The organism is Mycetocola miduiensis (assembly GCF_900115155.1).
Classification (GTDB): Bacteria; Actinomycetota; Actinomycetes; order Actinomycetales; family Microbacteriaceae; genus Mycetocola_A; species Mycetocola_A miduiensis.
The window spans coordinates 1-24,546 of sequence record NZ_FOVM01000006.1 but is presented as its reverse complement, the minus strand read 5'-3'; the positions used below and the strand labels follow the sequence as shown (position 1 = coordinate 24,546).

23 protein-coding genes are annotated in these 24,546 nt (G+C 65.2%); 9 read left to right on the top strand and 14 right to left on the bottom strand.

Annotation, left to right across the window (positions count from 1 at the left end; genetic code table 11):
• Positions 1-122: 122 nt before the first annotated feature.
• The 7 genes from BM197_RS10520 (at position 123) to BM197_RS10490 (ending at position 5,188) form a co-directional block, all read left to right on the top strand.
• Positions 123-770, top strand: a complete 648-nt coding sequence (locus BM197_RS10520) for a hypothetical protein (protein ID WP_090711274.1) — start codon at positions 123-125, stop codon at positions 768-770.
• A gap of 41 nt (positions 771-811) precedes the next feature.
• A complete protein-coding gene (locus BM197_RS10515) occupies positions 812-1,582 on the top strand; it encodes a PRC-barrel domain-containing protein (RefSeq protein WP_090711272.1) in 771 nt (256 codons plus the stop codon).
• A gap of 119 nt (positions 1,583-1,701) precedes the next feature.
• On the top strand, positions 1,702-2,016 hold the full coding sequence (locus BM197_RS10510) for a hypothetical protein (protein ID WP_090711270.1): 315 nt from the start codon (positions 1,702-1,704) through the stop codon (positions 2,014-2,016).
• 94 nt (positions 2,017-2,110) lie between these two features.
• Positions 2,111-2,620 (top strand): metallophosphoesterase family protein, encoded by a 510-nt coding sequence (locus tag BM197_RS10505; protein WP_090711268.1) that lies wholly within the window; start codon positions 2,111-2,113, stop codon positions 2,618-2,620.
• Between the two features lie 77 nt (positions 2,621-2,697).
• Positions 2,698-3,090 (top strand): hypothetical protein, encoded by a 393-nt coding sequence (locus BM197_RS10500; protein ID WP_143095055.1) that lies wholly within the window; start codon positions 2,698-2,700, stop codon positions 3,088-3,090.
• Positions 3,091-3,107: 17 nt separating this feature from the next.
• Complete coding sequence (locus BM197_RS10495) at positions 3,108-3,860, top strand: NAD-dependent epimerase/dehydratase family protein (RefSeq protein ID WP_245762494.1); 753 nt, start codon at positions 3,108-3,110, stop codon at positions 3,858-3,860.
• Between the two features lie 134 nt (positions 3,861-3,994).
• On the top strand, positions 3,995-5,188 hold the full coding sequence (locus tag BM197_RS10490; protein ID WP_245762493.1) for a MarP family serine protease: 1,194 nt from the start codon (positions 3,995-3,997) through the stop codon (positions 5,186-5,188).
• 14 nt (positions 5,189-5,202) lie between these two features.
• Here BM197_RS10490 and BM197_RS10485 read toward each other — a convergent pair whose 3' ends face one another.
• From BM197_RS10485 to BM197_RS10450, 8 genes are read right to left on the bottom strand one after another with little or no spacing between them, the layout of a single operon-like run.
• Positions 5,203-7,140, bottom strand: coding sequence for an SDR family oxidoreductase (locus BM197_RS10485; RefSeq protein ID WP_090711264.1), 1,938 nt, complete (start codon positions 7,138-7,140; stop codon positions 5,203-5,205).
• Positions 7,137-8,630, bottom strand: a complete 1,494-nt coding sequence (locus tag BM197_RS10480; protein ID WP_090711262.1) for an FGGY-family carbohydrate kinase — start codon at positions 8,628-8,630, stop codon at positions 7,137-7,139. The genes BM197_RS10485 and BM197_RS10480 overlap by 4 nt, the downstream gene beginning before the upstream one ends.
• A gap of 23 nt (positions 8,631-8,653) precedes the next feature.
• Positions 8,654-10,300, bottom strand: coding sequence for a glycerol-3-phosphate dehydrogenase/oxidase (locus tag BM197_RS10475; protein ID WP_090711261.1), 1,647 nt, complete (start codon positions 10,298-10,300; stop codon positions 8,654-8,656).
• Between the two features lie 58 nt (positions 10,301-10,358).
• Positions 10,359-11,231 carry a 3-hydroxy-5-phosphonooxypentane-2,4-dione thiolase gene (gene lsrF / locus BM197_RS10470; RefSeq protein ID WP_090711259.1) on the bottom strand — a complete coding sequence of 291 codons (873 nt, stop codon included), beginning with the start codon at positions 11,229-11,231 and terminating at the stop codon, positions 10,359-10,361.
• Positions 11,224-12,228: an ABC transporter permease gene (locus BM197_RS10465; protein ID WP_177216805.1), complete on the bottom strand. Its 1,005-nt coding sequence runs from the start codon at positions 12,226-12,228 to the stop codon at positions 11,224-11,226. The genes lsrF and BM197_RS10465 overlap by 8 nt, the downstream gene beginning before the upstream one ends.
• Positions 12,229-12,272: 44 nt before the next feature.
• The gene (locus BM197_RS10460) at positions 12,273-13,253 is read right to left on the bottom strand and encodes an ABC transporter permease (RefSeq protein ID WP_090711254.1); all 981 of its coding nucleotides are present in this window, start codon (positions 13,251-13,253) and stop codon (positions 12,273-12,275) included.
• Positions 13,250-14,785, bottom strand: a complete 1,536-nt coding sequence (locus BM197_RS10455) for a sugar ABC transporter ATP-binding protein (protein ID WP_090711252.1) — start codon at positions 14,783-14,785, stop codon at positions 13,250-13,252. Before BM197_RS10455 ends, BM197_RS10460 begins: the two co-directional genes overlap by 4 nt.
• A gap of 33 nt (positions 14,786-14,818) precedes the next feature.
• The gene (locus tag BM197_RS10450; RefSeq protein WP_090711250.1) at positions 14,819-15,898 is read right to left on the bottom strand and encodes a substrate-binding domain-containing protein; all 1,080 of its coding nucleotides are present in this window, start codon (positions 15,896-15,898) and stop codon (positions 14,819-14,821) included.
• Between the two features lie 226 nt (positions 15,899-16,124).
• On the opposite strand from BM197_RS10450, the gene BM197_RS10445 reads away from it, so the two are divergent.
• Entirely contained in the window at positions 16,125-16,874 is a 750-nt protein-coding gene (locus BM197_RS10445) for a GntR family transcriptional regulator (RefSeq protein ID WP_090711248.1), read from the top strand.
• Between the two features lie 39 nt (positions 16,875-16,913).
• Here BM197_RS10445 and BM197_RS10440 read toward each other — a convergent pair whose 3' ends face one another.
• The 6 genes from BM197_RS10440 to BM197_RS10415 all read right to left on the bottom strand — a co-directional run bounded on the left by BM197_RS10440 (position 16,914) and on the right by BM197_RS10415 (position 24,013).
• Positions 16,914-17,720: a DarT ssDNA thymidine ADP-ribosyltransferase family protein gene (locus tag BM197_RS10440; protein ID WP_177216804.1), complete on the bottom strand. Its 807-nt coding sequence runs from the start codon at positions 17,718-17,720 to the stop codon at positions 16,914-16,916.
• Between the two features lie 208 nt (positions 17,721-17,928).
• Positions 17,929-19,473, bottom strand: coding sequence for a deoxyguanosinetriphosphate triphosphohydrolase family protein (locus tag BM197_RS10435; protein ID WP_090711244.1), 1,545 nt, complete (start codon positions 19,471-19,473; stop codon positions 17,929-17,931).
• A 138-nt stretch (positions 19,474-19,611) separates the two neighbouring features.
• On the bottom strand, positions 19,612-20,430 hold the full coding sequence (locus tag BM197_RS10430) for a carbohydrate ABC transporter permease (RefSeq protein WP_090711241.1): 819 nt from the start codon (positions 20,428-20,430) through the stop codon (positions 19,612-19,614).
• Positions 20,427-21,359 carry a carbohydrate ABC transporter permease gene (locus tag BM197_RS10425; protein WP_090711239.1) on the bottom strand — a complete coding sequence of 311 codons (933 nt, stop codon included), beginning with the start codon at positions 21,357-21,359 and terminating at the stop codon, positions 20,427-20,429. Before BM197_RS10425 ends, BM197_RS10430 begins: the two co-directional genes overlap by 4 nt.
• A complete protein-coding gene (locus tag BM197_RS10420) occupies positions 21,352-22,710 on the bottom strand; it encodes an ABC transporter substrate-binding protein (protein ID WP_090711237.1) in 1,359 nt (452 codons plus the stop codon). Before BM197_RS10420 ends, BM197_RS10425 begins: the two co-directional genes overlap by 8 nt.
• Positions 22,711-22,939: 229 nt before the next feature.
• Positions 22,940-24,013 (bottom strand): alkene reductase, encoded by a 1,074-nt coding sequence (locus BM197_RS10415; protein WP_090711234.1) that lies wholly within the window; start codon positions 24,011-24,013, stop codon positions 22,940-22,942.
• Between the two features lie 202 nt (positions 24,014-24,215).
• On the opposite strand from BM197_RS10415, the gene BM197_RS10410 reads away from it, so the two are divergent.
• A partial coding sequence (locus BM197_RS10410; protein WP_143095054.1) for a hypothetical protein occupies positions 24,216-24,546 on the top strand: 331 nt, incomplete at its 3' end.

The following is a 24,546-nucleotide window of genomic DNA, read 5'->3' as shown; positions in this document are numbered from 1 at the left end:
CCGCCGCTCGGAGCGGATGGCAGAAATCCGGCAGTTTCTGGCTGATGCCACGGAGCGCAACCCCCTTGCATGGGGGACAACGGGACCCCTTGACTGTTGGTAACCATGAAAGGACAACAATCATGAGTACTTCAGACCACAGCGACTCCGACGCCCGAACCCGCGCCTACAACGCCGGTGGCCCAGAGGCCCACGGCTCGGTCCCCGCAGAACCCCAAGCCTCGTACCGTGAGGAAGTCACCGAACGCCAGAAGGAGCGGTTCGGCGGAATGAAGTTCGGCTCCGCCTTCTTCGGCTGGCTTGCCGCGACCGGAATGGTCGTGCTTCTCACCGCACTTGCGGCCGGAATCGGCGCGGCGATCAGCGGCGGTGTTGAAGAAGCCGTTGACCAGACCGTCAGCACGCCGTTCGGCAGTGTCATTGTGTACTCCATCCTCCTGGTCGTCATCCTCTTTGTCGCGTACTACTGCGGCGGATACGTTGCCGGCCGGATGGCCCGCTTCAACGGCGCCAAGCAGGGACTCGCCGTCTGGCTGTGGGCGATCCTCATCGCCATCGTCGCCGCCATCCTCGGTCTCATCTTCGGCAACAACGTTCTCTCCGAGATGAACACGTTCCCGCGGATCCCAACGAGCGCCGAAGAGCTGACCACCGCCGGAATCATCACGGCGATTCTCGGTATTGCCGCCAGCCTCGGCGGCGCGATCGTCGGTGGAATGGCCGGCATGCGCTTCCACCGTCGCGTCGACCGCGCCGGACTCGGCCGCTAAACCCGCGACATCCGCTTTTCGACGAAGTTGAAGGAGTAAGCATGCTTGATTCACGCGATATCGGAGGGCTCCAGGGCGCACCGGTGATTGGCCGCGACGACGACAAGCTCGGCACGGTTGGCCAGGTGTTCCTCGACTCGCAGACCGGCGCACCCAACTGGGTGACGGTCAGGACCGGGTTGTTCGGGCACAAGGAGACCTTCATCCCCCTGGCGGATGCCCGGTGGGACGGCGAGGTGGTCCGCGTCGACGTCGACCGCGAAACAGTCAAAGAGGCGCCGCGGATCGACACGGACGAAGCCCTCAGCCCGCACAATGAAGAGGCGTTGTACCGCTATTACGGTCTCTCCGACCGCGACACCGACGGTGGAACCGCACGCCCGGACGAGTATCCGGAGCGCGAATACGACCTCGGGCCGGACGGCCAGAGCGTCACGCCGATTCCGACCACAACAACGGATGCTTCGCGTCACGACGATGACACGGCTGCCGTCGCAGCGGACACCGAGAGCACCCACGGCGATTCCGAAACGCCCCGGCACGCGAATCGCGACCGGGACGGGGCCGACGCCCCTCGCAACCTCGCCGACTTCCACCCCGAAGCGAACCAGGTGTACGGCACGCGCGACCCCCACGATCTCCGAATGAGCGAACAGCCCCTCGGGGAGCCGATGCCGCCCGCATCCGAGGGCGCGCTCGCGGGCGAACCTACCGGCAAGCACAGCCGCATGCGGCGCTACGACCCCGCCGCCGACGGCGTGGATGCGAACGGCAGAAGGATCGACCAGAGCGAACCGCCCAGGCACTTGTGAGCAGACCTTGTGAGCAGAACTTGTGACCAGAACCTGTGAGCAGCATGCGCGAGCAGACCCTTGTGAACGGATGGCCGCCTGCCCCGGCGGTATCCCTCACACTGAAGGAAGGAAGATGAATGAGTGATTCAGCGGTAACCGGCGGCGACCCCGAGACGGTCGACACAATGGGCCACCAGACGGTGACGAACGACGCCGTTGCTGACGCACCGGTCTACAACACAGACAACGAGTCGCCTCTCGCCGCCCGTGAGGCAGAAGTGCTCGAGGAACAGCACCTCGACGACCGCCACGCGACGGGTGAGCACTACATTTCCGATGGGCACCGCGGCATGGACGACGACCCGCTGGCCGAGATCTACCGGGAGGACACGCTGGAGGCAGTGGTAGAAGACCCGGATCTGAACGCCGGCAGAGGCATTGACAACATCTGACAGTGCTGATCGGGCCCGGGCTGTTGCAGCCCGGGCCCGCCCTGTTGCCTCGGGGCGTCCAGCCCCTCTGATGGAGATCTGAGAGGATCCAAGCATGCCGACCCGACTGCTGCTGCTCGCCGACACCCACGTGCCGAAGCGGGCTCGCGCCATGCCCGAGGAGGTCTGGCAGGCAGTCGAGACCGCCGACGTCGTCTTCCACGCCGGCGACTGGGTCGAAGAGTCGCTTCTTGATGAACTCGAGGCCCGGTCCGCGCGGCTCGTCGGCGTGTACGGCAACAACGACGGCGACCTGCTGCGGGCGCGCCTGCCGGAGGTCGCTGAGGTGACGATCGATGGCATCCGCTTCGCGATGATCCACGAGACGGGTGCGGCCACCGGGCGTGAGGCGCGGTGCGAGGCCCGGTTCCCGGATGCCGACGTGCTGGTTTTCGGCCACAGCCACATCCCGTGGGACACCACCACGCGCGGTCTTCGATTGCTCAACCCGGGTTCGCCGACCGATCGCCGCCGCCAGCCGCTGTGCACCATGATGACGGCGACCGCGGACGCGGGAACCCTGCGAGACGTCACACTTGTGCCCGTCGCTCGGGTATCGCAGTAGCGGGCAGTCGGCCGCAAGCCCCTTGTCGCTCGTTGTGACGGATGCCTACGGTGAAGGTTCCGACGAAAGGGGAAATCATGAGCGACAACATCCAGGACGAGAACGCGGTTACCGAGGGCGTCACGTCTGAAGGCGGCGTGTGGGGTGTCGGAGATCCCAAGGACGAGGAGGCCCTCGCCAAGCAGACGGTGGCCAACGACGCCGTCGCCGGCGAGCCTGTCGAGCCTGTCGAGCAGGATGCCGCCTTTCTCGACGTCGATGAAGCGGATGTCGAGACGTCGGATACCGCGGCGGACGATGAAGATGACTCCGAGAACGACCAGCACCTGTTCAGCAACCCCCACGGTGAGGTTCAACCGGGAACCGACAACGAGGACACCACGGTTTCGCAGCTGACGGACGCTCTCGACAGTGACGCTCTCGCGTCGAGCAACCCGCCCGAACCGGATGTCACGGGCTCGGAACGCTGACACAGAGAGGCCACGCGATGACAGGAACGGAGCGCACCAGACGACGGGTCCTGATCACCGGGGCAAGCGGCGGCATCGGACAGTTCCTTGAGGGACGCCTCCGCAACGATTACGAGCTGGTCACCCAGGGGCGCACACCCCGAACGCCCGAGCAGGAGAAAACTCTGCGGCGGGCGGACCTCGAGGTCTATGCAGAAGTGCTGCCCCTGATGGAGGGTGTGGACACCGTGCTGCACCTGGCCGGCGCGGCGTCGCCGGAGTCTGAGTGGGACGACGTGTTGAATGCCAATATCGTCGGGTTCCGCAACGTGCTCGAGGCAGCCAGGGAAGCCGGGGTGCGGCGCTTCGTATTCGCGTCGTCGAACCATGCGATGGGCATGTACGACCGGCTCGGCGAGTGGCCGGTGTACTCCCATCAGTTGCCGCGCGTCGACTCCCTGTACGGGGTGTCGAAGGTTTTCGGCGAAGCGCTCGGACGTTTCTATCACGACGAGTTCGGCATCGACTTCCTTGCGCTCCGCGTCGGCTGGTTCTCCTCGGACCCGACAGAGACTGACAAGGAGATCCTGCGCGCCATGTGGCTCAGTGAGGACGACACCGAGCAGGTGTTCCGGTGCGCCATCGAAGCCGACACCAGCTATGGCATCTACTACGCCGTTTCCGACAACCACAATCGGCGCTGGGACCTCCTTAACACCATGCTCGAACTGGGCTACCGCCCCCGTGACAGCTGGACCGACCGGGTCGAGCAGCCGGAAGCCCGTCGTTGAGGGCGGAGCCCCCGCCCCGGAGGACTGGCCGGAAGGCTCCTGAGTTCGCGACATCCGGCGCTCGGCATTCTCGCCGGATGCCGCCCTAGACTGGGTTTCCGGCAGACCCATGCCGCGAACCGAGGAGGCCGACTGTGCTGGTAACGGCGGCCCTCGTGCTCGATGTTCTCCTGATCGTCGCCCTCGTACTTGCGCTGGTCTACGGCTACTCACGCGGCCTGCTGCGCGTGGTCGGCGGAATCGTCGGAATGATCGCCGGGGCCATTGCCGCGTTCTTCGTGCTTCCTCTCGTCTCGACCTGGGCCGCCCTGTCGGTCTGGCGGATCCCGCTCGCGCTCCTCGCCGGCCTGCTGCTCGTGTCGATCGGGTTCAGCATCGGGGTCGCGATCGGCAATGCCTTCCGCCGTCCGCTCCACCGCACGCCGCTGAATGCCATCGACCGCGTCCTCGGCGCCGTCGCCAACGTCGCGGTCACGCTTCTCGTCATGTCGCTGCTGTCCTTCGGCGCGCAGTCGCTCGGCGCGCCCCTGCTCACCCAGGCGATGGCATCCTCGAATGTACTGCGCACGATCGACGACGTCACCCCGCGGCCCGTGGCATCCTTTCTCGCGCAGTTGCGGTCGACGATCGTCACCGATGGTCTTCCACGCCTCATCGACGCCGTGGGGGTGCCGACAACGGCGCCGGCCATCCCGGATATCGCACTGGACTCCCCCGCCCTGTCGCAGGCGGCAGCGTCGGTGGTGCGGATCACCGGCAATGCCCCCTCTTGTGGCACAGGAAGCGTTGGCAGCGGCTTCGTCGCCGCCGACGACCGTATTGTCACCAACGCGCACGTGCTCGCCGGTGTGACCGAACTCGTCGTCGAGGTCCCCGGCGAACTGCCGAAGGCCGGGCGGATCGTGTACTTCGACCCCGTCGACGACCTCGCGGTCGTCGCGGTGGACGACCTCGACGCCGCCCCGCTCGCCTTCGCGCCCACCCCCGGGCCGGGTACCCAGGCGGCGTTCATGGGGTACCCGTACGGTGGGCCGTTCTCGGCGCAGGCGGCCGAGGTTCTCGGTAACGGGTCCACTCTCGTCGTTGACATCTACGGCGGAAACCCCGTTGCGCGCGAGATCTCGACGCTTGCCGCGAATGTGCAGCAGGGCAACTCGGGCGGCCCGCTCCTCACCATCGACGGTGCGGTCGCGGGAGTCATCTTCGCCAAGTCGGATGCGACCGCGAACATCGGGTACGCCCTGGCCATGGAAGAAGTCCTGCCGGTTATCACGCAGGCCCCCGAGTTGACGGATGCCGTCGCATCCGGTTCCTGCGTCGCCCACTGAGCGCAGGCCCTGCTTCAGATCACCCGATCGTTCCCACCGTCAACGCTCAGGTGAACGCCGGTCGTTGCGGAGAAAGCCGGTGAGCACAGCGCTGTCACCGCCTCCGCCACCTTCGCGCTGGTCACTTCGCGGCCGAGAAGATTGCGGGTCTTATATTCGTCGATCGTCATCCCGTAACGCGCCGCCCGTTCAGCAAGGAGCTGCGGCGTCCAGATTGCCGTGTCGAACACCGCATCGGGTTCGACGTGGTTCACTCTGATGCCGTCGGCGGCCCACTCGAGCGCGGCCACCCTGGCCAACTGCGCGGCGGCAGTTTTGCTCGCCGAGTAGGCGGCAGCGCCCGGACCGGGAGCGGCGACATTTTTCGTTGAGACGAGCACCACCCTTCCTCCGTTGGGCGAGAGCGCGAGGTAGGGGTGGGTCTGACGCAGGATGCGCGCAACAGCGGTCGCGTTGACCCGGATGCTGCGCTCCCATAACGTGTCGTCGAGCTCTGAGAGCGGCGCGCTTTCCGGGAAGATTCCGGCAGCGACGACAAGGATGTCGATACCGCCGAACGATCTGACGGCCAACTCTACGGCCGTGTCGAGAGTGCCCTGGTCGCTGACATCCCCGACAACACCGCACCATGCGGGGGAATCGAACATCGACTGAACGGCAGGGTTGAGGTCGATGCCAACCACGGCGGCCCCGGCGTCGAGGAGCGCTAAGGCCGAAGCTCGGCCGATTCCCGAAGCGGCCCCGGTGACAACAGCCACTTCACCCGCGAACATGGCGGGCGCACCCTTTTTGCGGATTCGAGCTTGCTCAAGTTCCCAGTATTCGATGTCAAAGCTCTTCGCTTCGTCCAGCGAGAGATAGGCGGACGCGCGGTCGGCGGCGTCGATGATGTCCATGGTGTGCACAGCGATATCCGCGACGGCGAGCGCGTCTGCTGTGGATGTGCCCGCTGTCAGTAAGCCCAGGACCGGGTCCAGGACGACTCGAGGCGCTGGGTCGAGTTCGGTGAGGGCCTCGAAACGCTCGCGGTTCTCGCCGACGTACCGGCGGTAGTCGGAGACGTAATCTGCCACGTCTCGCCCCACAAGGGGGACCCGTTTCGTCCTGATGATGTGCTCGGGGGTGGCCGTCCCGCGACGGGTCACCGCAGCTAAATCCGATCGGGCGGCGAAACCCGCGGCCCGGGAGGATTCCGATTGACGAAGAATCAGAGGGCGATCGGCGGCCGCCGAGATGTCCCGACGCAGAGCCGCGATTTCCCGGAGATCACCCGGGCGGGTTGGCAGCGGCGCGCCCAGGTCACCCCACTCGGTTACACCGAGTTCGGCGGAGGCGCGGTGGACGAGCTCAAGATGCCGCCGGTGCGCCGTTTCGGTGTCATCCGCAAATGTGAAGAGCCCGTGGTTCGACAGCACAATTGCATCGGTGGCTCCATCGGAGAGAGCATCACCGGTACCCGCGACCATGCGCGCCAGATCGAATCCGGGCATGACGTAAGGGAGGACCAGAACGCCGTCACCGAGAACATCCGCGACTGTTCCAGCGCTGGACGGCTGGTTCGTGAGAGCGACGATAGCGTCGGCGTGCGAATGAAGAACGACCCTGTGCGGAATGAACGCATGCAGGAGCGCTTCGATCGACGCCGTCGGGGCGGAGGCGTCGAGAGAGGCCTGGCGAACCTCGTTGACCATCTGTGCGTCGCTCAGCGTTTCGGTATCGAGCACCCGAAGGAGGCGCTCCCGCCGGAGGGGGGCAAAGCCCGCTGGTTCGATCGAACCGAGATCCCAACCGCTCCCTTTGACCCAGACAACCTCAACGTCCTCACCGGTGACGTCCCGCACCGTGCCCTTGATCGACGTGTTGCCCCCACCGTGCAGAACAAGCGCTGGATCCGTCCCAAGTCGGCGGGAAACCCGCGTGATCTCGTCGAGCGGATGCGACGACGCGGTCATGCCTGGACCTCCGACCAGACGCTTCCCATGGCGGCGAGCACCGCGTCGAACCGGGCCGACTGTTTCCTGTACTGCTGGCGGTCAACACCCGGGTGCACGACAAGTTTGGGGTCGGGATTTGTTCGCCAGCCCTCCAGATCCGCACCCGCACCGGCGGCAGCGAGCGACGCGACTCCGCGCGCTCCAAGCTCGGTGCCGAGCTGGCGGCGCACCGGGTGCCCGATGATGTCGGCGAACATCTGCGCCCAGAGCGGGTTCTTTGCTCCGCCTCCCGCGAGCGTCCACGGTTCTTCGGATACCAGCGCGCCGCTCGCGCACAACTTCTCCAGCTGCACCCGGTGGTACTGGGTGATGCCTTCCGCGACAGCACGAGCGATCTCCCGGTAGCCGTGGCTGCCTTTCGCTCCCAGCAGGGAGCCCGACGCTCCGAGGTGCTCTGGAGCACCGTGGATGAACGGGAGAAAGAGAAGCCCGTCTGCTCCGGCGGGTACGTCGGCGGCAGCGGCGAGCAGTTGCCGCGGAGTGATTGCGTCGACGGACACCGTCGACATCAGTGACGAGAACCACTCGATGCTCGCCGCCGAGGTCGGTGCCACTTCCTGCGCAAGCATCACTTGCTTGTCAGGCAGCAACGCATTGAGTGTCACGTTTGGTGGAGTTGAGCCGACCGGAACGACGACCGAGTTGATCGCCCAGGTTCCTACGATGATGGTGACATCCGTCTCACTCACCGATCCGGCACCCAGCGGACTGGCGACGCAATCCATGCAGCCCGCCACGACGGGAATTCCAACGGGGAGCCCGGTTTCAGAAGCGGCAATCGCCGTGATCTCGCCGACAATGCTGTCGGATGCTGCAAGCGGGGGAAGCAGTGCCATCTGCGCGCGCGGCAATCCGAGCATGTCGAAGACGCGTGGTTCGTAATCGCGGTCTGCAAGAGAGACAAGCCCGCAGGCCGACGCATCCGAGAAGTCTGCACTCGGTCGTCCGATGAGCCGCGTCGTCAGCCAATCCTTGCAGGAGAGGACCCACCGGGTTCGATCGAGCGACTCGGGCTCGTGCTCCTGCAACCAGCGCAACAACACGCCCGGTTGACCCGCCCACGGCACCGACCCCGTGACGATCTGCATACTCGCGCGGTCAGCAGGCGCAATGCCTGCCACTATGCCTTCAGCACGGCTGTCGTTCGACGCGATTGCGCGGCGAACCGGCTGGAGCAATTCGTCAACGAGGTACAGGCCGTTGCCGTGTCCGGTAACGCCGACCGCCTGGGGCGCCCATCCTTCTGAATCGAGCCAGGTCGTGAGGCTCGTCAGCACGCCGGAGACCGTCGCCCACAGGGCGTACATGTCGACTTCCTGGCGATCCGCAGCGACTGCGATACGAGGATTGGGCGCCGAGTACGTGCGGAGTTCTCGGCCCGTGTCGTCAAATGCGGCTGCCTTCGCCGCGGTCAGTCCGACGTCGATTCCGACAAAACAGTGCTTCATTGCCACAGTGGGGTCCTTGCTGGTTATTGCTGTGCGGTGTCGTCGGCGAGGACACGCGGGTTGAATCGCCGAACGGCCTGCTTGTAGGCGTGAACCTGCGCGTCGGCATACTCACGCGACCAGTCGCCATGCGAGACGAGGATCTCGGCGGCGACGGGTGCCGCTGAGAGTCCGACATCGCGATTGATACCAATTAGCGTACGGCGAAGGACGATGTCTTCGAGCGTGTGCGCCCCTTCCTCCCTGGCGGCGTAGATGATCTCGGCGCCGATTGCTCCGCTGTCTTCGTCGAGGACCTCGGCGAGCTCCGGCTGGGACGTGGCGATCGCATCAATCGCGCTCGCAGCGGTGCCGTAGGTGTCGACCAGACGGGTGGCGACTGCGTGCGGCAGGCGGGAACTCCGGATGAAGCGGGCGTGGAACTCCGGCCACGGTTCGCTCCCAGGCGACCCCGGCAGTGGTGCTGTGCGGGTCGGCGACGCCGCCGATGCGAGCCCCAGAGTGCGAGCGAGAAGTTTCGCCACCTGCTCTCCGAGTGCCCGGTGGGTGGTGAGCTTGCCGCCAATGATGGTCACGAGCCCAGTGAGCTCACCCTCGTGGCTGAGGATCTGGTGATCGCGGGTGACTTGTGCGGGATCGTCGAGGTTGGCGACGTATGGCAGCGGCCGCACCCCGGAGTAGGACCACAGCACATCATCGGGGGTGAGACCCGCCTGCGGTATCAGGTCGTTGACCGCGTCGAGCAGGTATTTCGTTTCGTCGGCATCCATGACGATCACATCGAGGCGGCCGTCGTACGGCAGATCGGTCGTGCCGATCATGTACCGACCGGCCCAGGGCAGGACGAACATCGGCCGGGAGTCTGCGGGCGATTCGAAGAAGATGCAGGTGTCAGGCGCACCTGGGAAGCGGTCGACGATGGCGTGGCTGCCCTTCGTCGGGCCGATCTTGCGATCCTGCGCTCCAGCCATCCCCAGAATGTCATCCACCCAGGGCCCGGCAGCGTTGACGACGATTCGCGCCTCGATCTCTTTGAGACTGCGGTCGTCGCGGTCGCGATAACGCAGACCGGTGACGCGACCGTCAGTCTGGATCAGGCTTTCTACGCGGGCGTGCGTCAGTACGACGGCGCCGTTCCGGTAAGCGTCGGTGGCGAGTTCGACAGTAAGTCGCTCTGTGAGTGAGACCTGGGCGTCCTGGAAAAGTCCGCCCCATTTCAGGCCGCCCTCGGCGAGCCCTGGCCAGGAGCGTTCGATTCGCTTGCGGAAAACGACCCGATTGAGCGGCAACTTCTTACCCGCCGACAGCACGTCATGCAACATCAACCCGCAAGCAAGCAACCAGCCGGGCCTGCTCTGCCCCGCGGAAAAAGGAATCAGCATCGGGTAGGGCCGCACGAGGTGCGGTGCTTGCTTGAGCAGGATGTTGCGTTCACGAATGGACTCGAAGACGAGATTCAATTCGAACCGCTCGAGGTACTTCAGGCCGCCGTGCACCAGCCGGGTGGAAATCGCCGAGGTGCGTGCACCCACGTCGTCCTGGTCGATGAGAGCCACGCTCATCCCACGGGCGGCGGCTTCTCGAGCAACAGCGAGGCCGTTGATTCCGGCGCCGATAACGGCCACGTCGACCGGCTCAACCCGGCTTCGGTAGGTGGACAGTGATGGCATTTTCGTTTCCTTCGTTACAACTGCGGGGCCCATCGCGCGGACCCCGCAGCCGGGTGCGTCAGTGGGAGAGCTGCTCAAAGAGTTCGAATGCCTCGTCCGGTTTCAGCGAATCGTGCACTACTGAACGAATGGCAGCGAGCATTGCCGACGGGTGCTCCGACTGGAAGACGTTGCGGCCCATGTCGACACCGGCGGCGCCCTCCTGAATGGCGCGGTAAGCGACCGTCAACGCTTCGCGCTCCGGGACCTTTTTTCCGCCGGCGATGATGATCGGAACCGGGCACGACGAGGTGATGGACTCGAAGCCCTCCTCGACGTAGTACGTCTTGACGAAGCTGGCACCGAGCTCGGCGGGAATCCGCGTGGCGAGGCGGAAGTACCGGGCGTCACGAACCATCTCCTTGCCCACCGCGGTGACTGCGAGGACGGGTATGCCGGCGGCCTGGCCCTGGTCGACAAGTGTGCTCATGTTCTTGATCGACTTCGTCTCGTTCTCACCGCCGATGAATACCTGAACGGCCAGGGCGGCCGCGTCCAGGCGGACCGCGTCGTCGATGCTGACGGTGATCTCTTCATCTGAGAGGTCTTTGAGCACGCTCGGGCCGCCACTGGCACGCAACACGATTCCCTTACCGTTCTCTGCCGGGATCGTCGTGCGCAAGGCGCCCCTGGTGAGCATGAGTGCATCTGCTTGGGGGATGAGCGGAACGATCGAGCGGTCGAGGCGTTCGAGACCCGAGGTGGGCCCTTGGAAGTAGCCGTGGTCGAACGCAAGCATGACCGTCTTGCCATCTGCCGGATCGAAGATACGCGAGAGTCGGCTGCGCATCCCCCAGTCCTGACCGCCGAGGCCCTTGAGGTGGAAGCCGGATGCGGTCGTGGCGGGACCGGCGAAGTTGGTTCCCTCGCGGAGGTCGTCGAGATCAGCCATGTGTTTTCTCCTTTGTGATTGGGGTAGAAGTTCTCCGGCCCTCAAGAAGCCGGCGCCAGGTGGAACGTCCTGTCTTTGTTGCGGTGCTCGAGATCACGACGACGAGGACGACCAGGACACCCTTCAGGATGTTCTGCGCGCCGACACTCCAGCCGACGAGGTTCAGCAGACCGGAGAGCAGTACGAAGAACATCGCTCCGGTCCAGAGACCGATTGGCACTGGCCGCCCGCCCGCGATGAGAGTTCCACCGATCACGACCACGGCAATGGAGTCGAGCATGTAGGAAGTCCCGAGTACGGTGCTCGGCGAGATGAACGCGGCAAGCAGAGCGCCTGCGAGTCCGGCGAATGCACCGCTCAGCAGATAGACGACCGCGGTGACGAACGCCACGCGAATGCCCGCTTTCCCGGCGGCTTTGAAGCTTTGGCCTGTCGCGATGACCGCGAGGCCGAAGGTTGTGCGGCGCAGGGCAAACGCGACTGCGACGGTGACCAGTGCGACGAGAATGGCGATGACGGGGATCCCGGCCACCCTCGCATTGACGAAGTCGCGCAGGGCGGGCGCCGCGCCCGAGCGATTGGCGTCTGCGAGCAGCAGCGTCGCGGACGCAACGATCAAGCTGGTCGCGAGGGTCGCGATGATCGGCGGAACCCTCAGGACCAGAATGGCGATGACGCTGCACGCTGCCGCGGCGACGCCTGCCCCGGTGGCGGCAGCGATTCCGGCGGCGGGACCCATGCTCGACGAGATCGCGACGGAAACGTACGCGGTCATCGAAATGATCGCGCCGACCGACACGTCGATGTTTCCTGGTCCCAGGGTGATGACCAGCATCTGCCCGAGAGCCACGAGAACGAGGTACGGGGCGAGAGTGAGTGCCTGATTCAGCGGCTGGAGGGGGGAGCCCGAACTGACGGCGATGATACACAGCCAGACACCGATCACTCCGATGAGTGACCAGCCCCAGGCCGGCCAGGTGGCACGAGATCTGCTCACCTGCCGACGCAGGTTTTGTGACGTTGTGTCAGGAAGCGTAGTGGTCATGAGCGAATGGCCCGTTCCGTGATGACCCGGCCGGCGAGGACGGCGAGAACGATGAGTCCCTGTGCCGCTGACTGCAGACTGGAGGAGAGGTTGATAAGGCTGAGCAGGACGGTGATCAGCCCGAGAGTGACCGCGCCGAGCGTCGCACCGAGTGGAAGCGCACGACCGCCCGAGAAGTTGCCTCCACCGAGGATGACCGCGGCGATCGTCATCAGGGTGAAGTTGGATGCAGAATTGATGTCGCCGGACCGGGTTTGTGATGCGAGCATCAGACCGGCGGCGATGATCAGTGCTGCGGCGATCACATAGGTGAGCACGCGAGTGCGGGTCAGAGACCAGCCGAGCTTCTCCAATGTCGCCGGGCTACTCCCGAGGGCGCGCATGCGTGTGCCCAGTCGGCTTCGTCGCGCGATCAGCCAGCCCAGCAGGGTTGCGACGAGGATGAAGACAAGCGGCGCCGGGACCCAGTCGGGCCGCCACCGGCCGATCGCCGCCAACCATGCCGGGGCCTCACCCCCGGGCGTCGGCAGGAACTGAAGACCGAGTCCCAGCCAGACGAAGGACATTCCCAACGTCACGATGATCGACGGCACGTTGCGTTTTTGGATGATGGCCCCGAGCGCCGCATAGGCGATGACGATGACGCCGAGGATCAGAATGCCGAGAAGCGGAGAACTCTGAAGCACCGTCGCCGCGATCACCGTGACGAATCCCACGAGGTAGCCGATGCCGAGATCAATGTCTCCGACGGACATGATGAGCATCTGCGCCTGCGTCGCCAGCACGAGCGGCACGGCAGACATCAGCATCAGGGTCAGGCCGGGAACGCTGAGAATGCCCGGCTGGTTGGCAACGGCGACCGCGAAGATCACGACCATGGCAATGAGCGAGAGCAACGCGGGAGAGCCGTGAACAGCGGTGACTTTCAGTCGCGTGCGTGCATCGGGCAGCGTGGGGGTAATGGTGGAACTCGTCATCGTACTTCTCCCGTCCGATCGTCGAACGAGTCGGCGATGATGCGTTCTTCGGTGATGGTGGAGCCGCGGAGTTCGGAGACGATCCTTCCGGCACGGAAGACGTAAACCCGGTCGCAGTGCGCCATTTCCTTGTTTTCGGTGGAGTACCAGACGATGCTCCTGCCCAACGCTGCTTCGGCTTTCATCAGCGCATACAGCTCGTTCTTCGTGGCGACGTCGACGCCCCGGAACGGGTCGTCCAAAAGCACGAGCTCGGCGTTGGCTGCGAAAGCGCGAGCGATCAGCACCTTCTGCTGGTTCCCCCCGCTGAGCGCGGTGATCGGAGCCTTCGCGCCTCCCCGAACCTTGAGTGTGCTGACCCAGTGGTCAGCCAGTTCGCGCTTCAGTCGGGTGTTCACGAATCCGAAGCGGCTAATTGCCCGTGAAGCTGCGATCGTGAGGTTCTCGGCGACACTCCACAGGGGGAGGATGCCGGATGTCTGGCGGTCACCGGGGACATACGCCCGGTGGCGCGGAACCTGCGTTGCCCGGCTGAAGGTACCGGGGGCCCACAGTTTCTGCAGGAGTTCTTCCTGACCTTGCCCGGCCAGGCCGGCCAGGCCGATGATCTCGCCGGAATAGGCCTCGAATTGGGTTGCACCTGAGTTGGCGACGGCCGCGACCCGTGTCCCGGAGCGGTCGGCTGTGTCAGCGGACGGGCCGGCCGATTCCGCCGAGACGACGCGGTCGAGAGTGGCCGCATCCGGCCGGACCTCGCCGCCCATCGCCACGAGCAGTTCATCCTCGGTGACCTCTGCCTGGGTGACCGAGACAACCCGGCCGTCCTTCATAACGGCTATCCGGTGGCTGTGCGCGATGACCTCATGCATCCTGTGGGAGATCAGGAGAACACTGACGCCACGCTCGGTAAGTGTTCCCAGGTGCGCATAAAGCTGGTCAGCGGCATCGACGCCGAGTGACTCGGTCGGCTCGTCGAGGATGAGCAGCCGGAGGTTTTCGGTGCACAGCGCCCGGGCGATCTCGACCATCTGGCGTTGAGCCATTGGCAGGTCGCCTGCGCGTTCGATAACGGCGATACCGTGACCCGGGAAGACAGTGTCGAGCACATCGATGATGCGACGCTCTGCCCGCCTCCGCCAGCCGACTCCGCTGGACTTACGGCGGTCAGACAACCACGCGTTCTCGGTGACCGTCAAGTCCGAACAGAGGGCAAGTTCCTGGTAAACCATCCGGACACCGGCTGCCTCCGCCGCCGGTCCCGTCCATGAGTGGTCGACCGGGAGGTCACGGAAGCGGACGGTTCCGGCATCCGGCCGTTCCCGACCCGCGAGCAGGCGCATCAACGTGCTCTTGCCCGCTCCGTTGTGACCGACGAGCCCAAGGATTTCACCGCTCAGCACTTCGAGATCGACCCCGTTCAGGGCGTGCGTATTGCCGTAGCTCTTAGAGACTGCAGTTGCACGGATCGTCGGTTGCGCGACCACGTTCGGGCTCGGGTACGAGACCGCGGTGTTCGGTGCACTCGTTGACATGTGAGATTCCTTGTGCTCGTCGGTCACGTGGATTTAGTTGATCGCGGGCGCTTCAGCGTCGTCGCCGGCGGCAGCCGCTTCGATCGCTGCTTCGACGCTCGCCTTGTCCCACGGGTAGGCCGCGTACTCATCCGAGTCCAGCTCGCCGAGCCAGTAGTCCAGGTCGGCCTGCTCGATCTGGAGAAGCGGCAGAACGATCTCATCCGGAACGTCCTTGCCATCGAGGACTGCGAGCGCAACGTAGATGGCCGCGACAGCCTGGCCTGGGTCGGTCAGGGCAGCGAAGGAACCGTTCTCGATGGCCTTGTCCTTCCAGAACTGGAGTGACTTGCCGTCAGTGTCGAAGACAACAACAGGGAGTTCTCGGCCCGCAGACTCGAATGCCTGCACCACGCCCATACCTCCGATGCAGCCGGGTACTGCTGCGATGTCAGGCAAGGACCCGAGCACACCCACGATTTCCTTCTGGGCGGTGCTGCTGTCGCAGTAGCCGTTGACCTCAGCCGCAACGGTCACGTCGGGGTAGTCCTTGAGGATCTCCAGCTGGCGCGCGTGGAACTCTTCTTCAGGCTGCGACCCGATCACACCGCGGTTGATGACGATGTTGCCGGTGCCGTCGATCGCGTCGAGAGCGGGCTGCAGGGAGACCTCGCCCCACTGGTCGTAAGCGTTGCGAACGATGGTGGCGCAGGGAGCATCCATATCGGCGTCCAGGACGATCACCGTGATGCCGGCGTCGCAGGCCTCTTCGACGGCGGGGACGAGGGCGGTGGACGAGGCCGGGATGACCATGAGCACGTCCGGGTTCTGCAGTACGAGGCTGCGAATTTGCGACGCCTGCTCGGTCGCACTGTTCTCGCCAGGGGCGTTGACAGTGTTGAATTCCGAGACGATTCCGTCTTTCTGGAGCTTCTTTGCTTCTTCTTCGAATTTGTTGATGAGGGTGAGGCGCCAGCCGTTGACGAACCCGTTGCTGAGTGAGATGGAAACGCCTTCGGCCGACTTGCCTCCTGAAGCGGCAGCGTCGTTGCCGGCGGCGGAACAGCCGGTGAGGGTCAAAGCAGCAATGGCTGCAGCAGCGACGGTGATCCGTCGCAAGGTACTAAACGACATTGTTTGTCTCCTGATTTTTCGCGTCTATGCGGATGTGATGTCCGGTCCGTCGGTCGGTTGCGCCGTCGTACCGCCACAACGTTCCCCGACCCTCAGAGTGGCACTTGTCATGCCCAACTCGTCATGACCAGTTAGTAGTGATAAGAATATGTATCCGGACTAACCGTGTCAACTGCGCGATAGTCTCAGAAGCGCTGCGGCGCAGTAGAAGAGCGAGGGGGTGCCGATGTCGACACCATTGAAGGATCATCGGCTCGACCGTGACGCGGACGAGCCGCTCTGGATGCAACTCGCGACAGTTCTGCGTGAGGCGATCAACGACGGCCTCCTGCGCCCCGATCAGGCGCTGCCGTCGGAGTCCGAACTCATCGACCGTTTCGGCGTATCACGTACCGTTGTCCGCGAGGCCCTGGCGGAACTCGTACGTCGCGGCCTTATTTACAAGATCCGGGCGAAGGGTTCTTTCGTTGCGCCCGTCTCCCCCGACCTGAGCTTCATCGGGTCCACCCTGGGCTCCTCAGCGGATCTGACCGCGTCCGGTCGAACGTCATCGACCCGTGTTCTCGAGCAGGAAGCAGGACGCGCCGACGCCGATGAGGCCGCGGCACTCAGGATTCCCGCTGGAAGCGATGTTGTGCGGCTACGGCGCCTGAGGTCCGTCGACGGAAAACCGTGGTTGCTCGTTCAAACGACGCTTCCTCGCGCACTCTTCCCCGGTGTACTGCGAGCCAACCTCGAGAATCACTCGTTGTACGATCACCTCAGGCGACACTACGGTGTCTCTCCGGCCGGCGCGGACCGCTGGTTGCAGGCGGTGATACCGGAACCTGAGGAGGCCGAGCTCCTCCAGCTCGAACCCGGTGTGCCCGTTCTTCGCATCGAATCGGTCGCCTGGGATGCCACTGACAGGCGTTTCGAGTACTACCGGGCGCTTCACCGAAGCGACGAGTCGCGGTTCTACGTCGGCATTCGTTAGTCGTCGCACCAGGCGGCGTCAGGAACTACGGCGCAAGAACTACTCTGCGGCCTGGAACCAGGGCGTGTAAGCGGCAACCTTGGTCGAATACGGGGTCGGGGCGAGCATCCGCTTGACCGTTTCGCGCACCGTGATGTTCGCGACGCCGATGAGCGCGATCTTCTCCACGGGCACTTCATCGGCCACGAGAACTTCTGCTTCGAGCAGCGACTCGTACTCTTCCTCAGCGCGGAGCTTGCGGAGCATCCGCACGGCACTGGCGCTGTTCGCGGCGAACGGCGTCAGCGACCCGGCCGCATCGCCGTCGGCCACGACGACGTTGGCGAGCGCACCCACACCTTCGACAGATACGGCGCCGATCGTCGTCACGAGCACGACGAAATCGTTCGCCGACAGGGCCGGAACATCACGAGAGAGCCGGGAATCGGACTTCCCCGAGCGGATGCTTTGCCACAGCATCGCATCGGGCGAGAGGAAGAACGGAACAAAGGCTGACACCGGCGAATCCTCCTGGCCGGCAACGAACACGGTCCTCCGCGCTTCGCGGTTCTCGGCCGAGGAGATATCGGTGACCGGGGCGGCGGCATCCGCCAGCAGGCTGCCCGTGCTGAAGATCTCGGGCAGGTTGCTGATGTGGGTCACGTGGTAGAGGCGCTGGCCGGCCGCGTCGAAAGTCGGGAGTGTCGCCGAGACCGGTCCCGCCTTGGGAGTGCCGGGCGTGCGGGCCGGAACACGGGTGCGACTGGCGCGCTTCGCGGGTTCCTTGACCTCGGGTACAAACGCTGCCTTCGGGAAGCACGTGTCACAGAATCCTGGTTCGAAGCCGTGCTTACATTCGTCGCTCACTACAGAAAACCTCTCGATGCGCGGCTTTCTCCCCGCTCCCGACTTCCGGAAGTGCCGCTCTACCTACGTTACGTGCATCTGCGGAACGCCGGCTACCACTTGCGTCCGGTGCCGTGTTCCCAACTTCGGAGAATTATGCTGCGACCGGCATATCAGTGGGATTCTGGGCTTTAGTGACGAAATCTCCGAAGTTCCCGCCAGTGGGGAACTACAGGCTCCGCCCGGACTCCCACAGGTTGTCCGAGGTCCCACTGATGAGCGTCGCGACCGAGATGGCCTGGGCATCCGTGAAGGAGGCGATGTAGTCCACCACCGCGCGGCTCTGCCCCAACCGGGCGATATCCGAAGCGCCCGTCCCGACCCCGGCTGCAGTGAAGAATTCGGGTGCCTCATCGAGCAGTGCGCGGTACTCCTCCGTCGCCGCTTCGACCGAGTCGAGCAGCCTGCGGGGCGCACGCGCGGCATCCGACGGGTCGTTCAGCCACGCGTGGAAGCCGTCGGCAAGCGCCTCGAGCACACGGGACTGGCCTCGCTGGTAGACGGCGAGGTCGGGGCGGTCGAGCACGAAGCGGGTGTGGACGAACTTCAGCACGACGACATCGTGCCAGGCCTGCCGGCTCAGCCGCACGTGCCCGCTGCGGATGTTGGGGTCACGTTCGACCCGGATGCTGCCCTTCAGCCGGTCGATCCACCGCCGCGTGAACGCGGCGACGGCTCGGTCAGCCTCGAGACCGCCGTCGTACGGAATGGTGAGCAGCCCTTCGACAAGGTCCGTCGTGACGCGTTCCACCGAGTTGCGGAAGGCGTCAACGTCGGCGATCCACGCATCCTTTGCCTGCACTTTGCGCCACGCGGCCTCGAGCGAGTGGCCCGGCCTGCGAACCGCGAGTTCGGACGGGTCGAGGGCGGAAAGCTCGGACTGCGCGGTAAGCCAGCCGTTCAACTCGGCCGACACCGACGTGTACTGGAGCACCCCAGCACGGTAGAAGTCGTCGAGGTCGTGAACCGAGTACGCGATGTCATCTGCGATGTCCATGACCGAGCATTCGAGGGTTTGCTGGTGCTGACCGATCGCCGGGAAGGCCGACAGCACATCCTTCATTTCGCGGGCTTCGATCGAGTATGCCGAGAACTTCAGGGCTCCGGATGCCGCATCCGTGCCGACTCCGCGCGGCAGCTCCTCCGCCGGTCGGGCGGGCATCGCGCGCCATTCGCCGCGGGTCCAGGGGTACTTCAGCACGGCAGCGCGCACCGCCTTGGTGAGGTTGAGGCCGCGGGGGGTGGCGTCGCAGCTGTCCAGGGCGGTGAGGATGCGGAAGGTCTGCGCGTTACCCTCGAAGCCGTCAGGCAGCCCAAGCCGTTCCCGGGCGACGCGGTCGAGCACCTGCTCGCCGAGGTGGCCGAACGGCGGGTGGCCGAGGTCGTGGGCAGCCGCAGCCGCCTGCACGACGACGGGGTCGCATCCGCCGAGCTCGTCGACGATCGCGCGCACGTTCTCGGACGCGTCGCGGAATCCGACGGCGATCGACCGAGCCACCGCAGAAACCTTGAGCGAGTGCGTGAGCCGGTTGTGCACGATCGTGCCTGAGCCGGCCTGCGGAATCACCTGGGTGACGGCAGACAGTCGGGTGAAGTACGGAGAGAAACGGATGCGCTCCACGTCGACGCGGAATTCATCCTCGCCTGTTGTGGATGGTTCGGGCAGGTTGCGGTCGCGGCCGCCTCCGGTGTGGGTTCGCGGAAAGCTCAGCATGGTGTCGCCAGCCTAGTAGCGCGGCATAGGCACTGGCAGCAGGCGCCTACTCACTCACGCCGGACCCGAACACCCGGCGTACCGCGTGAGCCCGTCCGCAACGAATGAGGTCGCCGGGACCCGCGCCGCGGCATCCGCTCAGTGCGCCGAGACGCCCTCGAGCATTCCCTTGAGGAAGTGACGCTGCAGAAAGATGTAGAGCACCACGACCGGCAGCGCGACCATCACGGCGCCCGCAGCGAGCAGGGCGGTGCCCTGGGTGTACTGCCCCTGGAAGAACGCGAGCCCGAGCGGCGCCGTCCGCACCTCCCCGCTCGGCGACATCACGAGCGGGACGAGGAACTCGTTCCACGTCCACATGAACACGAGCAGGACCAGCGTGGTGATGGCTGGGCGGGCGTTGGGTACGAGAACCTGCCACAGGATGCGCATGCTTCCTGCGCCGTCCAGGCGAGCGGCGTCCATCAGGGAACGGCTTGCCGAGCGAAAGTAGGTGCGCATCCAGTACGTTCCGAACGCGATCGACATCGCGATCTGCGGCAGGGCGACACCCCAGATCGTGTTGGTCAGTCCGAGCAGCCTCAGGTCGAAATACAGCGGCACAATGAACGCCTCGGTGGGCACCATGATCCCGAGCAGGAACAGGTAGAAGAAGAACGTGGCGCCTCTAAAGCGCATCGTCCCCAGCGCATAACCGGCGAGAATCGACACGAGAACGGATGCGACGACGACGACGACAGCAACGGTGACGGATGTGAGCATGTACTGGCCGAATCGGCCGATCTCCCAGGCTTCCGCGAAGTTCTCCCAGTGGAGAGCCCGCCCCTCACGCCCGACGGATGCGCTCTGGGGCCCGAGCGCCAGGCTGAGGATGAGCCCGAGTGGGCCGAGGACGATCAACGCGAACACGGCCAGGATCAGGTAGTTCGCCGACACCTCGAGGCGAGAGACCCTCACGATCGGTCCCCGATCCGGTTGACGGCCGCGGTGATGGCGAAGACGACGATGGTCAGCGTGATGCCGATCGCCGTCGCCTCGCCGACCTGACCCAGTTCGAACGCGCGACGGTAGACCTCATAGCTCGGAACCGTTGTGGATGTGCCCGGTCCGCCACCTGTTGTGACGTAGACGAGGTCGAAAGTCTTGAGCGCTGCGACGATGGTGAGCGTCAGGGCGACGGCGATCTCACCGCGGATCGCCGGCAGGGTGAGCGCGAAGAACTCCCGAACGGGCCCGGCGCCGTCGAGCCGGGCCGCCTCGTAAAGCTCCAGTGGAACGCGGCTCATCCCTGCCATGAGAAGCACGGTGACGAGCCCCGTCGACACCCAGGTGCCGATCAGGCCGACGGCGGGAAGGGTCCAGGTATAGTCGCCGAGCCAGGCTGTGGTCAGTGCATCCAGGCCGACGAGTCGCAGGAATCCGTTCAACGGACCGTCGGGGGCGTAGATCTGGCGCCAGGTGACGGCAACGACCACCATGGCGATCACCTGCGGAAGGAAGATGACGGTGCGGAAGAAGCCCAGCCCCCTCACTCGTGCCCGGGCCAGGATGGCGGCGAGCACCAGTCCGATGCAGAGCGGCAGGATCGCGTAGAAGAAGACGAGCACCAGGGCGTGCCCGAACGCGGATCGCAGCCGCTCGTCCTGCAGAACGGTTGCGTAGTTCTCGAGCCCGACGAACGTCGAAGCACCGAGCCCGTCCCATTCGAACAACGAGAACTGGCCGGCGCGCGCGAGCGGAACGAGCAGGAACAGCCCGTACAGGACCAGGGCTGGAGCGAGGTAGGCGTACGGGACCCACGCACGGTGCGACCGGCCGGGGTGCTGCGAGGCAGCCCGGCCGGAACGCTGTGCGGAATCCCGGCCTACCGTCGCGACGTCAGCCATTCGAGGTGAGGAACTCCGTATAGTCGGCTTCGAGCGCTTCGGTGAACTGTTTCGGGGTGGTGCGACCGTCGATCAGGTCCTGCAGGGACTGCCCGAGAGTGTCTCCGAACGTCGGGGTGGCGTAGTCGAGGTACGGCAGCAGGCTACCTTCCTGGGTCACGTCCTCGAACGCCTGATAGACGTCGGCGAGAACACCGGATGCCGGCGCGAGCTCGGCCGTGCGGTTCACCGGGAGGTTGCCGGTCTCGGCGAGGATCTCCATCGCGGCGTCATTGGTGACGAAGTCGATGTACGCGGCGGCGACATCCGTGTTCTCAGCGGCTGAGGTGATTGTGAATGGCAGGCCGGTGCCACCGGTGGTGGCGAGGCTTCCGTCCGCGGTTTCGGGAACGAAGAAGCCGAGGTCGTCGCCCATTGCGTCGGCGAGGTCGGCGGCGAGCCAGGACCCGCCGAGGAGGAAGACGCCGTTTCCGGCGGCGAGTGCCTGCCAGGCGGCGTCGTAGTCGGTGCCGTTTACGCCCTCGTTGAAGTACCCGTTGGTCACCCAGCCGTGCATCGCGGCCGCGGCTTTCTCGTTTTCGGGTGTCGTCCAGCTGGCGCCGGGGTTGCCGAGGCCGAGCTTCGTGATCTCGTCCGCGTCGACGTAACCGCCCTGCAGCGGACCGAAGACGTGGCCGGCTGGCCACTGCTCGATGTTGCCGAGCTGGATCGGGACCTCACCGGCTGCTTTGGCCGCAGCCAGGGCCTCTTCGAACGCTGCCCAGTCACGCGGGACGTCGACGCCGAGCCCCGCGAGTTTGCTCTTGGAGTAGAAGACGCCGACGACCTCGCCGACCTGAGGCAGACCGTATAGGTCGCCTTCACCGAAGACGGTGGCGTCGTCGCTGTACGTGGAGTACTGCAGGATCGACTCGGCGTACCTGTCGAACCAGCCGTAGGCATCCGCGTAATCATCGAGCGGACGTAACTGGTCGGCGGCGACGAAAGCACCCATGGTGCTTCGACCGTTGTTTGCCTGGACCACGTCTGGTGCGTCCTTGTCAGTGAGCGCGAGCCGCAGGGTCGTGTTGAGGTCGTCGAACGCCTGCGAGACCCGGTCGATGGTGACGTTCGGGTATTTCTTCTCGAAGGCTGCGTTGAGCTGCTCGATCTGCTCGTTCTGAGCGCCGCGTACTTCCTGGTCCCAGACGGTGAGCGTGATGTCACCGACGCCGGAGATGTCGGTGCTGATCTCTGTGCTCTGCGGTTTCGGCTCACTGCTCTGTCCGGTGCCGGGCGCGCAGGCGGTGAGGGCGACGGCAATGGCGACAGCGCCGACCGCGACGGATGATCGCCGGGTGTGTCTTCTCATGAGATCTCTTTCTGGAATGGGACCGGTACTCGCGGCGGGAGGGGGCCCACAATCCATATTGGCCGAACCAGCCTTGTCTCATTCTCCCGTGTTCGCGCAACGGATGCTTCGGGTCGTGCCGGATGCCGCGGGTCGCATCTTCACCCACTCCGGACGGGTTCACCAGGCGCTGTGGGTGAACCCGTCCGAAGCACGTGTATTCGGCGGTCGCGGCGCGCGAACGTGTGCCCTAGAGGACCAGGCGCGGGTAGTCCGTGTATCCCTCGGCGCCCGACGCGTAGAACGTGGCCGCGTTCGGCTCGTTCTCGGGGTGTTCGCCCTGCCAGCGCTCGACCAGATCCGGGTTCGCGAGAGCCAGGCGGCCGACGGCGACGGCATCCGCGTGGGAGTCGTCAACGAGGGCAACGGCCTCGTCGCGGGTGGTGATCGAGCCGAAACCGGAATTGATCACGAATCCGCCACCGAACCGGCTGCGCAGATCCTGCACGAGCTCGCTGGTCGGTTCTGCGTGCAGCACGCTGAGGTACGACAGGCCCAGCGGCGCGAGTGCGTCGACGAGGGTGCCGTAGGTGGCAGCGACGTCTGCGGCATCCGTTTCGAGAGCATCCTGGATGTTGTGAGCGGGCGACAGACGGATGCCCACCCGGCCGGCGCCGACCGCGGCGGCGACCGCTTCGGCCACCTCGATCACGAAGCGGGCGCGGTTCTCGGGTGATCCGCCGTACTGGTCGTCGCGCTGGTTGGAGGCCGGTGAGAGGAACTGGTGCAGCAGGTAGCCGTTGGCGCTGTGGACTTCGACGCCGTCGAGTCCTGCCTCGATGGCGTTCCGCGCGGCGGCGACGTATTCATCACGCACGGCGGCGAGTTCGTCGAGTGTGAGGGCGTGCGGCACCGGGAACGGCAGCTTGCCTTCCGGGGTGTGTACGTCGCCCTCGATGGCGATCGCTGACGGGGCGACGATGCGGTCGGTGCCGGTGATGGCGGTGTGCGAGACACGTCCACCGTTCATGAGCTGCATGACGATGCGGCCACCGTTGGCGTGAACGGCGTCGGCGACGCGGCGCCAGCCCTCGACCTGCTCAGCGGTGACAATACCCGGCTGGCCCGCGTACGAACGGGATTCCTTGCTCGGGAACGTGCCCTCCGTAATGATCAGTCCCAGGCCGGAGCGCTGGGCATAGTGCTCGACGAGAAGGTCGCCGGGAACACCATCAGCGCCGGAGCGCAGTCGGGTGAGCGGGGCCATGACGACGCGGTTCGGGAGGGTGATGTCTCCGAGGGTGACGGGAGAGAACAAATCCATGTAACGGATGCCTTTCGGTTGCGGGGCGCGCTGATCCGCGCACCCTCGTTGGCAAACGTGGAGCACCGCTGGGCTATTCCTGATCTGGGACTTTTCCGCTTCGATTCCTCCACATCCGGGTTTCTCGGAAAGTTGTCCACACCTGCGGTTTCCCGGCCGGGTTCGGGGTCGTAATGTCAGTGGTCGCTGACAGACTCTTGCCATGGAAAAGCATGAGCAGCTCGCTGGGGAGGCACCGGAACCGGGTGCTTCCGAGCTGCTGTTCGGTGAGCCGTTCCCGGTGACCTGGTCCCAGTTGCTGGAGCAGAACTGGAAGGCGCTGGTGCTCAATCTGTGCTCGATTGAGGCGACGACGTATTCCGCGGCGCTGGCCGATGGGTGTTCGAACATTGTGGGTGAGATCGCGGACTTGCAGCGGGCTGAGGCGCGGCGGCAGGCGTGGATGGTGGAACTGATCGACGAAGCCCGGCGGGCGTCCGAGGCGAGCTTGCACGGGGTGCGGGTGCTCGGCTCGACCCTGTCCGAGGCGCGGC

What these genes read in the sequence shown, in the direction of transcription:
- BM197_RS10520 (WP_090711274.1), top strand. Translation starts at nt 123, where the DNA reads ATGAGTACTTCAGACCACAGCGACTCCGACGCCCGAACCCGCGCCTAC.
- BM197_RS10515 (WP_090711272.1), top strand. Translation starts at nt 812, where the DNA reads ATGCTTGATTCACGCGATATCGGAGGGCTCCAGGGCGCACCGGTGATT.
- BM197_RS10510 (WP_090711270.1), top strand. Translation starts at nt 1,702, where the DNA reads ATGAGTGATTCAGCGGTAACCGGCGGCGACCCCGAGACGGTCGACACA.
- BM197_RS10505 (WP_090711268.1), top strand. Translation starts at nt 2,111, where the DNA reads ATGCCGACCCGACTGCTGCTGCTCGCCGACACCCACGTGCCGAAGCGG.
- BM197_RS10500 (WP_143095055.1), top strand. Translation starts at nt 2,698, where the DNA reads ATGAGCGACAACATCCAGGACGAGAACGCGGTTACCGAGGGCGTCACG.
- BM197_RS10495 (WP_245762494.1), top strand. Translation starts at nt 3,108, where the DNA reads ATGACAGGAACGGAGCGCACCAGACGACGGGTCCTGATCACCGGGGCA.
- BM197_RS10485 (WP_090711264.1), bottom strand. Translation starts at nt 7,140, where the DNA reads ATGACCGCGTCGTCGCATCCGCTCGACGAGATCACGCGGGTTTCCCGC.
- BM197_RS10480 (WP_090711262.1), bottom strand. Translation starts at nt 8,630, where the DNA reads ATGAAGCACTGTTTTGTCGGAATCGACGTCGGACTGACCGCGGCGAAG.
- BM197_RS10475 (WP_090711261.1), bottom strand. Translation starts at nt 10,300, where the DNA reads ATGCCATCACTGTCCACCTACCGAAGCCGGGTTGAGCCGGTCGACGTG.
- lsrF (WP_090711259.1), bottom strand. Translation starts at nt 11,231, where the DNA reads ATGGCTGATCTCGACGACCTCCGCGAGGGAACCAACTTCGCCGGTCCC.
- BM197_RS10460 (WP_090711254.1), bottom strand. Translation starts at nt 13,253, where the DNA reads ATGACGAGTTCCACCATTACCCCCACGCTGCCCGATGCACGCACGCGA.
- BM197_RS10455 (WP_090711252.1), bottom strand. Translation starts at nt 14,785, where the DNA reads ATGTCAACGAGTGCACCGAACACCGCGGTCTCGTACCCGAGCCCGAAC.
- BM197_RS10450 (WP_090711250.1), bottom strand. Translation starts at nt 15,898, where the DNA reads ATGTCGTTTAGTACCTTGCGACGGATCACCGTCGCTGCTGCAGCCATT.
- BM197_RS10445 (WP_090711248.1), top strand. Translation starts at nt 16,125, where the DNA reads ATGTCGACACCATTGAAGGATCATCGGCTCGACCGTGACGCGGACGAG.
- BM197_RS10435 (WP_090711244.1), bottom strand. Translation starts at nt 19,473, where the DNA reads ATGCTGAGCTTTCCGCGAACCCACACCGGAGGCGGCCGCGACCGCAAC.
- BM197_RS10425 (WP_090711239.1), bottom strand. Translation starts at nt 21,359, where the DNA reads ATGGCTGACGTCGCGACGGTAGGCCGGGATTCCGCACAGCGTTCCGGC.
- BM197_RS10420 (WP_090711237.1), bottom strand. Translation starts at nt 22,710, where the DNA reads ATGAGAAGACACACCCGGCGATCATCCGTCGCGGTCGGCGCTGTCGCC.
- BM197_RS10415 (WP_090711234.1), bottom strand. Translation starts at nt 24,013, where the DNA reads ATGGATTTGTTCTCTCCCGTCACCCTCGGAGACATCACCCTCCCGAAC.